This window comes from Mycobacterium szulgai (genome assembly GCF_002116635.1).
In the GTDB taxonomy this organism is placed as follows: Bacteria; Actinomycetota; Actinomycetes; order Mycobacteriales; family Mycobacteriaceae; genus Mycobacterium; species Mycobacterium szulgai.
Genome location: NZ_LQPW01000050.1, coordinates 1 through 10,601 on the forward strand (window position 1 = coordinate 1; position 10,601 = coordinate 10,601).

11 protein-coding genes and 1 pseudogene are annotated in these 10,601 nt (G+C 67.5%); 5 read left to right on the plus strand and 7 right to left on the minus strand.

What is annotated here, in order from left to right; translation table 11 throughout:
• Window positions 1–132: 132 nt before the first annotated feature.
• The 6 genes from AWC27_RS10645 to AWC27_RS10670 form a co-directional block, all read right to left on the minus strand.
• On the minus strand, window positions 133–921 hold the full coding sequence (locus tag AWC27_RS10645; RefSeq protein WP_085670462.1) for a 3'(2'),5'-bisphosphate nucleotidase CysQ: 789 nt from the start codon (window positions 919–921) through the stop codon (window positions 133–135).
• A gap of 45 nt (window positions 922–966) precedes the next feature.
• Window positions 967–1,782, minus strand: coding sequence for an SCO1664 family protein (locus AWC27_RS10650; protein WP_085670463.1), 816 nt, complete (start codon window positions 1,780–1,782; stop codon window positions 967–969).
• A complete protein-coding gene (locus AWC27_RS10655) occupies window positions 1,766–2,353 on the minus strand; it encodes a DUF3090 domain-containing protein (protein WP_085670464.1) in 588 nt (195 codons plus the stop codon). Before AWC27_RS10655 ends, AWC27_RS10650 begins: the two co-directional genes overlap by 17 nt.
• A gap of 43 nt (window positions 2,354–2,396) precedes the next feature.
• Entirely contained in the window at window positions 2,397–3,110 is a 714-nt protein-coding gene (locus AWC27_RS10660; protein ID WP_085670465.1) for a histidine phosphatase family protein, read from the minus strand.
• The gene (locus tag AWC27_RS10665; protein ID WP_085670466.1) at window positions 3,107–3,937 is read right to left on the minus strand and encodes an undecaprenyl-diphosphate phosphatase; all 831 of its coding nucleotides are present in this window, start codon (window positions 3,935–3,937) and stop codon (window positions 3,107–3,109) included. The genes AWC27_RS10660 and AWC27_RS10665 overlap by 4 nt, the downstream gene beginning before the upstream one ends.
• A gap of 74 nt (window positions 3,938–4,011) precedes the next feature.
• A complete protein-coding gene (locus tag AWC27_RS10670; RefSeq protein WP_083114573.1) occupies window positions 4,012–4,314 on the minus strand; it encodes a hypothetical protein in 303 nt (100 codons plus the stop codon).
• Window positions 4,315–4,516: 202 nt separating this feature from the next.
• Here AWC27_RS10670 and AWC27_RS10675 point away from each other — a divergent pair, with 202 nt between their 5' ends.
• The 5 genes from AWC27_RS10675 to AWC27_RS10695 all read left to right on the plus strand — a co-directional run bounded on the left by AWC27_RS10675 (window position 4,517) and on the right by AWC27_RS10695 (window position 9,081).
• Complete coding sequence (locus AWC27_RS10675) at window positions 4,517–5,482, plus strand: YncE family protein (protein ID WP_245846991.1); 966 nt, start codon at window positions 4,517–4,519, stop codon at window positions 5,480–5,482.
• A 44-nt stretch (window positions 5,483–5,526) separates the two neighbouring features.
• A complete protein-coding gene (locus AWC27_RS10680; RefSeq protein WP_139836897.1) occupies window positions 5,527–5,733 on the plus strand; it encodes a DUF5703 family protein in 207 nt (68 codons plus the stop codon).
• Window positions 5,730–6,839, plus strand: a complete 1,110-nt coding sequence (locus tag AWC27_RS10685) for a quinone-dependent dihydroorotate dehydrogenase (RefSeq protein WP_085670468.1) — start codon at window positions 5,730–5,732, stop codon at window positions 6,837–6,839. Before AWC27_RS10680 ends, AWC27_RS10685 begins: the two co-directional genes overlap by 4 nt.
• Window positions 6,840–6,969: 130 nt before the next feature.
• Complete coding sequence (locus AWC27_RS10690; protein WP_139836895.1) at window positions 6,970–7,347, plus strand: hypothetical protein; 378 nt, start codon at window positions 6,970–6,972, stop codon at window positions 7,345–7,347.
• Between the two features lie 156 nt (window positions 7,348–7,503).
• Entirely contained in the window at window positions 7,504–9,081 is a 1,578-nt protein-coding gene (locus tag AWC27_RS10695; RefSeq protein ID WP_085670471.1) for a PE family protein, read from the plus strand.
• A gap of 38 nt (window positions 9,082–9,119) precedes the next feature.
• Here the strand turns inward: AWC27_RS10695 and AWC27_RS30945 are convergent.
• Window positions 9,120–10,601, minus strand: a pseudogene (locus AWC27_RS30945) (PE family protein); the annotation flags it as partial.

A 10,601-nucleotide genomic window follows, 5' to 3' on the forward strand; every position in this document is an offset into this window, starting at 1 on the left:
ACGGCAACGAAACTGCAGACGCCACGCCAACGCCCTGCGAACCTTCAAGAACTCACTTATTCAGCGGACTCATATCGCGTTTCAAAGTGCATCATGGTCGCTCGCAGGCTCGCCGGTTCGCAGGCTCCAGGTTCAGCGCCACGTCCGCCTGATGGCGTCGAGCAGGATCGGTGCCAACTCCGCACGACACATCACGAAGTCGGGCAGATACGGGTCGAGTTGGTTGTAGCGCAGCGGCGAGCCGTCCAGCCGCGACGCGTGCATTCCGGCGGCCAGCACCACCCCCGCCGGCGCGGCCGAGTCCCACTCCCATTGGCCACCGGCGTGCAGGTAGGCGTCGACCTCGCCGTCGATCAGCGCCATTGCTTTGGCGCCGGCCGACCCGATGGCCACGGGTTGAATGGCCAGCATTTGCCGGATGCGGTGCAGCACCGCCGGCGGGCGGGTGGCGCTCACTGCGATCCGCAGTGTGCTGGGGATGCCAACGCGCGCTGCGTCGGCGGTGACCGTGTCACTGCGGTAGATCATGTTCCCGCGCGCGGGCAACGCCACCGCGGCGTCGGTGATCTCCGGCCGGCCGTCGCCCCGGCGCTGCCACAGCGCGATGTGCACCGCCCAGTCATCGCGCCCCTGCGTAGAGAATTCGCGGGTGCCGTCCAGCGGGTCGATGATCCACACGCGGTCGGACTTCAGCCGCATCAGGTCATCGTGGGCCTCTTCGCTCAGCACCGCATCGCCGGGACGCTCGGCGCGCAACCGCCGCAGTATCAGATCGTTTGCCTGGAAGTCACCTGCGTCTCCGAGCGCCCACGGATAGCCGAAACCGATCTCTTCGCGAACCTTGAGCAGCAACTCGCCAGCGTCCGCGGCGAGGTCGGCGGCCAGCGCTGCGTCTGTCACGTCGTCGGCGGCCGGGCTCACCGGTTCAGTATCGCGGACGTCAAATTCCGGCCTGGCAGGCCGTCCCTAGAAGGCCGGCCACGGTATGGGACGGTGCCGGTTGGGTCCGGGCATCACCGGATTGTCCAGCAGCGCGACCGCGCGCCCGCGTAGCGCGGCGATTTCGGCCCTGGTGATCTGACCGGTCAACTCGTCGGCCAACGGTCCGCGCAGCGCGTCGGCCAAGCGCGCGACGTCTGCCAAAGTCTGGTCGTCGATCGGCTTGCCGGCCCAGCCCCATAGCACAGTGCGCAGTTTGTCCTGGACATGCAGACAGACCCCGTGGTCCACCCCGTAGACCTGGCCGTCGAGCGCGCACAGGATGTGTCCGCCTTTACGGTCGGCATTGTTGACCAGCACATCGAACACCGCCATCCGCCGCAATCGGACATCGTCGGCGTGCATGAGGATGACCTCGTCACCGGCATAGTCGTAAGCGCGCAGCACGGCGAGGTAACCCGGATGAGGCTTGCTTTCGGGAAACAGGTCCACGAGGTCGGGCCCGGGCCGGGGATCGGAATCGACGGCGTCACCCGGCTGCTGCACCCATAGCTGCAGCATCCCGGGCCCGGCGGGCCCGTCGCGAATGATGGTGTAGGGCACAATATTCCAACCCAACTGCGCCGAAACCAGATACGCACCGCGCTCGCGGCCGGCCAGTGTTCCGTCCGGAAAGTCCCACAGCGGTTGCTCCCCCGACACCGGCTTGTAGACGCAGTGCACGCTGCTGTCGCCCAGCGTCGCCTCGCACAGAAACGTGGCGTTGCTGGCCGATCGAATGCGTCCGAGAACGGTCAGCGCGCCGTCACGCAGCACCTGACGGTCGTCATTCCTCGGCGTCATCGTTGGACCCGAGCAGCGCATCGCGCCGGTACCCGTTGGTGCGTGCGCAGATGTGCCCTTCGGGGTCCAGCGGTTCATCGCACAGGGGGCACGGCGGTCGTCCTGCCGAGATGACGCGGTTGGAGCGGGTAGCGAACTGGCGTGCCGATTCCGGTGTCAGAAACACCCGCACCGCGTCGGGACCGTCCTCGGTGTCGTCTAGGACCACGGAGGCATCGAACTCCGCGTCGGTGACGGCCAGCAATTCGACGACGACGGTCTGCGCCTCGGAATCCCAGCCCAATCCCATGGTGCCGACCCGGAACTCGGCATCCACCGGCATGATCAGCGGGTTGAGGTCGTCGACCTCGGTGGGCTCCGGGGGAACCGGGGTGCCGAAGCGGCGGTTGACCTCAAGCAGCAGCGCTCCGATGCGCTCAGCGAGCACTGCCACCTGCTGCTTCTCCAGGACCACCGAAACGACCCGGGAATCGTGTGCGGCCTGAATGTAAAAGGTGCGATTTCCGGGCTGCCCGACGGTCCCGGCCACGAAGCGGTCGGGTGTGCGGAAGACGTGGATTGCGCGGGCCATGGCACTTCCAAAATACCGTGCGGAGGCCAGCGCCGTGCGATTGCTAGTTGGTGGAACCGCCGACCACCGCGTCGCTGGACGGCACCTGGTCCTTCGGCTCGTCGTTTGATTCCGGCTTCGGCGGCGCGGCACGCAACCCGGCGGATAGCCCGGTGCCGGTGTGATTGACATGCAGCACGAAGGGCCGCAACGGCGTGTAGCGAACCACGCTCACCGAGCCGGGATCGGCGGTGACCCGTTGGAAGCTGTCCAGGTGCATGCCATACGCGTCGGCTATCACCGCCTTGATGACGTCGCCGTGCGTGCAAGCTACCCACAGGGCGTCGCCGCCGTGCTGCTCGGCCAGCCGCCGGTCGTGCTCACGGACCGCTGTCACCGCACGGGCCTGCACCTGCGCCAAACCCTCGCCACCGGGGAACACCGCCGCACTGGGATGAGCCTGGACGACCTTCCACAACGGCTCGTTGACCAATTCGGCGATCTTGCGGCCGGTCCATTCGCCGTAATCGACTTCGGCGATCCGGTCCTCGACGCTCGGCGCCAAACACAGCGCCTCGGCCAGCGGTTCGACAGTGCTGCGGCACCGCAACAGCGGCGAACTCACCACCGCCCGGATCGGCAGGGTGCCGATCCGGTCGATCAGGCCGGCCGCTTGCTCGCGCCCCTTGTCGTCAAGGTCGACGCCCTCGGAACGACCGGCCAGGATTCCGGCCGTGTTCGAGCTGGACCGGCCATGCCGAAGCAGGATTACCGTCACGTCGCCGCCACCGTTCCCGTCGCCAACAGGATCAACACCGCGGCCCCCACCGCAACCCGATAGCCGACGAACCAATACATGTTGTGCCGCACCAAAAAACGCAGAAACCAGGCCACCGCGGACAAGCCGATGACGAACGCGATGAGGGTGGCCACCAGCAGCTGCGGCCCGGTGGCGCTCATGCCCTCGGTTACCGGATGGAACGCGTCGGGCAACGAGAACAACCCCGAAGCGAACACCGCGGGGATGGCGAGCAGGAAGCCGAATCGGGCGGCCAGTTCACGTTCGAGTCCGAGGAATAGCCCGGCGCTGATCGTCGACCCGGAGCGGGAGACCCCGGGAACCAAGGCCAGACACTGGGCGACGCCGACCACCACGGCATCGCGCCAGTTGAGGTGCTCGATGTCGCGGGTCTGGCGACCGAGGTACTCGGCCAGGGCGATCACCCCGGAGAACACCACCAACGCGGTTGCCACCACCCAAAGATTGCGCACTCCCGAGCGGATCTCGTCTTTGAACAGCAGGCCCAGAATGCAGATCGGGATGGTCCCGATGATGACGTACCACCCGAGCCGATAGTCGGCATTGCGATGCGAGGTGACGAACAGGCCGTCAAACCATGCTCTGAGGATGCGCACGATATCGCGCGCGAAGTAGACCAGCACGGCTGCCTCGGTGCCCAGCTGGGTGACCGCGGTGAACGAGGCCCCGGCATCGTCACTGAAGAAGACCCGCGACACGATTGCCAGGTGTCCCGAGGACGACACCGGTAGGAATTCGGTCAATCCCTGCATCACAGCGAGAACGATGACTTGCCACCAGGACATGGGCGAGACGGCAGACACGACGACGACCGTACCTAATCGGAGACGGCCGCCACCCAGTGCGACTGGCGCTGTGACTAGCGCGACACCGGAACGGCGCACGCGACCGCGTCGCGCACTGCGGCAGTTAGGCTGCGCTCGTCGGTGAGGTCGATGTCGACGAGGCTGCGGACCGCCTTCGCGACGACGTCTTCAGCCTGCGGAACTGGCCCAGCCAGCCGCGGCCGGTAAATTTCAACGACGAGCGAACGGTGCTCAATGTGGAAGGAGAAACTGCGTCCATCACCGACTTGCCCGTATCCGCTGGCGCAAATCCCCGCAATCATGTCTTCGACAGCAAACTCGTGGTCTGCGGTAGGACGGTCAGCGGTGACGGTCATGCCGCGAGAATACCTCTCCAGTAGCGCGCGACGGAGGCAACATGACCATATTGGATGCGACAACGTTTTTTAGAGTTTGACTTGTATGTTCTATATTCGAAGGCTACCTTTGCTGAATCTGCATAAATTGCCGGTACACCACCGGGTTTTCGGCTTATTTGGTTTGCTGACTCTGACTTTGTGGACCACGGCATGTTCGTCGATGTCGGTCAATGTCGCTCCCCCGACGATCGATCCGGCGCAGCCGGCTGTGTCGCCGCCGGTGTCGCAGCAACCGGCCGGCGCGGTGCGTGCCCTGCCAGGCCACTCCCAGGCGGCGTGCTTCGACGGCAGCACACACCAGTTAGCGGTGCTCAGCCCGGGCGCCAACCCGGCAGGCCCGGCCAGCCTCAGCCTGTTCGGCGCCGGTCAGGCGCCGCCGCGCATCGTTCCATTGCCGGTACCTGCGACCGCGTTGACCTGCGACGATCGCGGCACCGCCTACCTGGCCGCGCGCGGCGGCTACGTCACGGTCGACTTGTCCTCCGGCCACGCCGCCCAGGTGAGTGTGACCGAGGCCGGGCAGATCGACTTCACCGCGATCGCACGCCGCGCCGACGGAAAGCTGGCGCTGGGCAGCGCCGACGGCGCCGTGTACACCCTGGCCTCCGATGCCACCTCCGAAGCGAAGGTGGCCAACCGGAACAAGATCTTCGCGCGAGTGGATGCCCTTGTGACACAGGGGAACACCACCATCGTGCTGGATCGGGGCCAGACTTCGGTGACGACGATCGGCGCCGACGGCCGAGCGCAGCAGGCCCTGCGCGCCGGTCAAGGTGCGACCACCTTGGCCGCCGATCCGCTGAACAGGGTGCTGGTGGCCGACACGCGCGGTGGCCAGCTACTGGTTTACGGGATCGATCCACTGATCCTGCGCCAGGCGTATCCGGTGCGCGGGGCACCGTACGGGCTAGCCGGTTCGCACGCACTTGCCTGGGTATCCCAGACCGCGTCGAACATCGTTATTGGTTACGATCTGTCCACCGGAATACCCGTGGAAAAGGTGCGTTACCCAACTGTGCAGCAACCCAACTCGCTGGCCTTCGACGAAGCGGCCGACACCTTGTACGTGGTCTCGGGGACCGGCGCCGGGGTCCAGGTAATCGAGCATGCGGCGGGTCGTCCGTGAGTGCGCCGAGGTGGAGCCGGCTGCCCGCGGGCTGGGACACCGACATGTCCGACGAGTACGAATGGGTGCCGTTGCGCCTACCTCCAGAAGTCACCAGGCTCAGCGCGTCCACCCGGTTGTCCATCGAGGCGGAGTACCGGGGCTGGGAGCTGACGCGGGTGCGTCTCTACACCGACGGCAGCAGGCGAGTTTTATTGCGCCGCAAGAAGTCTCGTTTAGAGAACCGGCGGCCAGATCAGCCCGAACTGTGACGGCTTTAGGACCGTCGGGCCAGCACCGTTGGTACGGCCTGCTGCGCCGGCTGCTGTTCTTGGTCCCGCCCGAGCGCGTCCACACGTTGGTGTTCGCCGGTCTGCGCGGCGCCACCGCAGGTGCGCCGGTGCGCCGGCGGCTGCGGCGCGCGCTGGGCCCGACGGATCCGGTGCTGGCCAGCACGGTGTTCGGAGTGCGCTTCCCCGGGCCGCTGGGCCTGGCCGCGGGGTTCGACAAGGACGGCACCGGGCTGGGCACCTGGGGTGCACTGGGTTTCGGCTACGCCGAGATCGGCACCGTCACCGCACATCCGCAACCGGGCAATCCACCGCCGCGGATGTTTCGGCTGGCCGCCGATCGCGCCCTGCTGAACCGGATGGGGTTCAACAACCATGGCGCCGGCGCACTGGCTATCCGGCTCGCGCGGCACACCCCCGACGTCCCGATCGGGGTGAATATCGGCAAAACCAAGGCGACCCCGCCCGCGGCAGCCGTCGACGACTACCGGGCCAGCGCCCGATTGCTCGGCCCGCTGGCGTCGTATCTGGTGGTGAACGTCAGCTCGCCGAACACGCCCGGGCTGCGGGATCTGCAGGCGGTCGAGTCGCTACGGCCGATTCTGTCGGCGGTCCTCGCGGAGACCTCGACACCGGTACTGGTGAAGATTGCACCCGATCTCTCTGATTCCGACGTCGACGAAATCGCTGACCTGGCAGTTGAATTGGGCTTGGCCGGAATCGTCGCCACCAACACCACGGTGTCGCGCGAAGGTCTGGTCACACCGGACGTCGCCGCGTTGGGCGCGGGCGGCATTTCGGGCCCGCCGGTGGCGCGGCGCGCCCTGGAGGTGCTGCGCCGGCTGTATGAGCGAGTCGGTGACCGGTTGGCGCTAATCAGCGTGGGCGGGATCGAAACCGCCGACGACGCCTGGGAGCGCATCACTGCAGGCGCCTCGCTGCTGCAGGGCTACACCGGCTTCATCTATGGGGGAGGCTTGTGGGCCAAGGACATTCACGATGGCATAGCCCGCCGGTTGCATGACGGCGGGTTTGCCTCGCTTACGGCGGCGGTAGGCTCGGCCGCCCGAAAGCCCCAGGGAGACTAGTCGGTACTTGTCACACTTTCCTTCCCGGACAAGGCATTCCGAGATCTAGGCACACTGACTACAGCCGGGGCAAGAATTTCGCAAGAGTTCTGCAAAGATCTCGCAGGCGGTGTACGGCAACGTGCCGTCTATGAAAGTCACCGCGATGATTGTGGCGGTTCTGATAACCAGCACGCTGGTGGCAGCAAACCCCGCTCAGGCGGAGGTGACGGCGCAATCTTTGGCGAGTCAGTTGTTCCCGTTGCAACCCCCTCCAATCCCGGGATCCGACGCCAAAGGTGAGGTCCAAGAGCTGCTGCGGCAGATCAATGAACTTGACGACAACTGGGACAGCTTCAGCCCGGCCGAGCGCAATCGGCGAATTGCGGGGTTACAGCAGCAGGTGACCGTCGTGCAACGGGACGCCGCCACGCTTCCTCCCGACCAACAGCCAGAGGTCGAAGGGATGCTGAGCGTGGCCGCCCTCAGGTTGGCGAACATCCTGAGGAAGCAGCTGTCGTCCCGGTAGCGCCGCATTGACGTCGGCGGCTTGTGCGCCAAGGAGATTCGCACGGTGAGCTGCTGTTACCAGTGCGTGAAATCACCGGTTTGGGCACGCGCAGGCTTTTGATCTGAGAGCATGATCACGTTCTTGGGTCCGGGGTCAATCGAGGGGGTCGTCGTAATGTCGTTTCTGTTCACTGCGCCGGAGGCAGTGACCGATGCGGCCGAGAACTTAGCGGGCATTGGTTCCACGCTGTCGCGGGCGCGGGGGGCGGCGTCAGGCCCCACGACCAGCCTGGCGGCGGCGGCCGCTGACGAAGTATCGATTGCGCTTTCACGCGTGTTCGGCAGCTACGGACAACAATTTCAAGCCTTGAGCGCCCAGGCGACGACGTTTCACGACGAGTTTGTTCGCTTGCTCAACGGCGCCGCCGGCGCCTACCTCAACGCCGAGATCACCAACGCCCACAACGGCCTGGCGGCCGCCGTGAACCCGGCGGCACCAACAGCGGCCGGCATTCTCGACGGCTGGGTTCCGGCCAACCCCGGCGGGCTTGGCCCGATCACCGGCGGCGGAGCACCCACGGGAATCTTCAATGGCGCCGGCCAGCAGATCGGGTCCGTCATTTCCTCGTTCATCAGCGGAAACCCGGGATCACTATTGGCGGGGATATTCGGGCCCAGCCAGACCGGCGGTTCAGGACCTGTCGTGGGCCCCTATCAAGCTCTGTTCTCGAATACCAGCGCCAACCTGCAAACCATCATCGGTAACTGGGTCGCCCAGCCATTCCCGGCGCTGCAACAGGTCATCAGCAACCAGCAGGGGTACGCGCAGCTGATCGCCACGGACCTGGCAAACACCGTTCAAAACCTGCCCGCCGAATTGGCGGCGCTGCCGTCGCAAATCCAAACCACCATCCAGGCCACTTTGAGCTTCGACCCAATCGCGGCTACCCAGGCCTACCTGAACAAGCAAGTCGGGTACGCGCAAGTCGTCACCACCTCACTGGGTAACGCGGTCTACGACCTTCAAGCCAACTTCCCGACCTTTGGGTCCGACCTGGGGATGACTGGCCAGGCGATATTGACCGGTGACTATCACGGAGCGGTGGCCGGGGTGCCACGCGCGCTGATCCACCTCTTCCTCGACGGAGTCGAGCTACGCAACGCGTCGGAAATCATCATCCATGGCCCGGCCGGAGACCTGCTCCCGATCATGGACGTCGCCGCCGGGCAGCAGCAGGACCTGATCAACTCGTTTCCCGCGGGCTCCATCCCCCGACAGATGACGCAGAACCTCTTCGACGCGGTCAGTACGGCCGTACCTTCGCTGGGCTTTGCGCTGATCGGGCCGCCCATCGCCACCGTCGACGGGTTGGCGACGGGCGCGACGGCGTTCGGGACGGCGCTACGGGCCGGCGACGCCGTGGGAGCCGCGGGTGCGCTCGTCGGCATGCCGGCCTACGTGGCCGACGGGTTCCTCAACGGCGAAACCATCATCGACCTGACAATTCCAGTGACCGAGACGGTGGTTATTCCGCCATTTCCCACCATCGGCGCCAACACGCCGGTCGTTGCGCACTTGCCCTTCTACGGGATTCTGGCTCAGCCGCAACCGATTTCGGCGACGATCCACATCCCCGCGGGCCTTACTACCATCCCCATCACCCTGAGCTACGGCGACACGCAATTCGGCGGCGCCGTGCCCGAACTGCTGAATTACATCCCTCGACAGATTGCCTCGACGATCAAGCCTTAGGTGCGTGTCTCAGCGAGACCGTCGAACACCGAGGTAATTCAGCCGCCAGAAGCTTGGGCGGGATCGCCGGCACCGGTGGACCCACCTGCGCCGGCCGCTCCGGCGGTTCCCCCGGCCCCGCCGGTGCCACCCGTGCGGCCATTGGGTCCGTTGCCGGGACTGCCATTGCCACCTTCGGTACCAACGCTGCCCGGACGGCCACTTCCTGTGGCGCCACCGGTGCCACCGTTCCCGCCGCCACCGCCTGCTCCCCCGGTGCCACCGGTTCCCGAGTCCGAGCTGCCGCCGGATCCGCCGGCTGCACCCACCGCCCCGGCGCCGCCGCTGCCGCCCTGGCCGGCGCCTTTCTTGCCGTCTGCGCCACCCCCAGTGCCGCCGTTGCCACCGTCGCCGCCATCGCCGCCGATGCCGCCGGTGCCGCCGCTGCCCATGCCGTTGCCGCGCCCGCCGGCGCCTGCGGCGCCCGCGGTTCCACCAGCTCCGCCGACACCGCCATCGCCAGTGAGGTTTCCGTTGCCGCCGCGTCCCCCGGTTCCGCCGGCTCCCCCGGCGCCACCCGTTCCTCCGCTGCCGTTGCCACTGCCACCGTCGCCGCCGGCGCCCGCGCTGCCGCCGGCACCGCCCTGGCCGCCTTTGACACCGCCGCCGCCGGCGAGGTTGGTATTGCTGCCGCCGTTGCCGCCGGCACCGCCGTTGCCGCCGGCGCCGCCCTGCCCACCCTGGCCGCCGCCGACCCCGCCGATGCCGGCACCACCAGCACCGCCTCGCCCACCGCCGCCGCCCGGGCCGCCCTGGCCACCGGCGGTGGGCGTGCTGCTCGTCGTGCCCGTTTGACCGGCACCACCCGCGCCGCCCTTGCCGCCGGCGCCGCCTTGGCCCCCACTACCGTTCGCGCCTAGCGCGCCGCCGTCGGTGCCCCGACCACCAGCGCCGGCATCACCGCCGTTGCCTCCTCTACCGCCGTCGGCGCCACTGGCGTTGACCCCGATACCGGTGTTGGTGCCGCCGGCCCCCCCGACACCGCCTCGGCCGCCCCGGCCGCCCTGGTCACCCTGGGAGGGCGAGGCGCCAGAGTTGCCCGCTTTTCCTGTACTACCGGTGCCGCCATTGCCGCCGGTGCCGCCTTGTCCTCCGGTCCCGTTGGCTCCGGCCGCGCCGCCGTCCGTTCCGGAGCCACCAGTACCGGCCGCGCCGCCGACGCCGCCTCGGCCGCCGCCCCCGCCCTCGTCGCCGGGCGTTCCGGTATTGGTTCCGCCGACGCCGCCTTGGCCACCGTGGCCACCGACACCGCCCTGGCCGCCCTGACCGCCGCCGACCCCGCCGATACCTGCGCCACCGTCACCGCCCTGGCCGCCGGCACCGCCGCCACCGCCCTGGCCGCCGTTGACGCCCGATGAGCCAGATCCGCCGGCTTGGCCGACGCCGCCGTTGCCGCCCGTTCCACCGGTACCGCCCACGCCTCCGGTGCCGTTTGTTCCGCTCGCGCCGCCGTCGGTGCCCGACCCACCGGCACCGGCGGC

What these genes read in the sequence shown, in the direction of transcription:
- AWC27_RS10650 (WP_085670463.1), bottom strand. Translation starts at nt 1,782, where the DNA reads ATGACGCCGAGGAATGACGACCGTCAGGTGCTGCGTGACGGCGCGCTG.
- AWC27_RS10655 (WP_085670464.1), bottom strand. Translation starts at nt 2,353, where the DNA reads ATGGCCCGCGCAATCCACGTCTTCCGCACACCCGACCGCTTCGTGGCC.
- AWC27_RS10665 (WP_085670466.1), bottom strand. Translation starts at nt 3,937, where the DNA reads ATGTCCTGGTGGCAAGTCATCGTTCTCGCTGTGATGCAGGGATTGACC.
- AWC27_RS10670 (WP_083114573.1), bottom strand. Translation starts at nt 4,314, where the DNA reads ATGACCGTCACCGCTGACCGTCCTACCGCAGACCACGAGTTTGCTGTC.
- AWC27_RS10675 (WP_245846991.1), top strand. Translation starts at nt 4,517, where the DNA reads ATGTCGGTCAATGTCGCTCCCCCGACGATCGATCCGGCGCAGCCGGCT.
- AWC27_RS10680 (WP_139836897.1), top strand. Translation starts at nt 5,527, where the DNA reads ATGTCCGACGAGTACGAATGGGTGCCGTTGCGCCTACCTCCAGAAGTC.
- AWC27_RS10690 (WP_139836895.1), top strand. Translation starts at nt 6,970, where the DNA reads ATGAAAGTCACCGCGATGATTGTGGCGGTTCTGATAACCAGCACGCTG.
- AWC27_RS10695 (WP_085670471.1), top strand. Translation starts at nt 7,504, where the DNA reads ATGTCGTTTCTGTTCACTGCGCCGGAGGCAGTGACCGATGCGGCCGAG.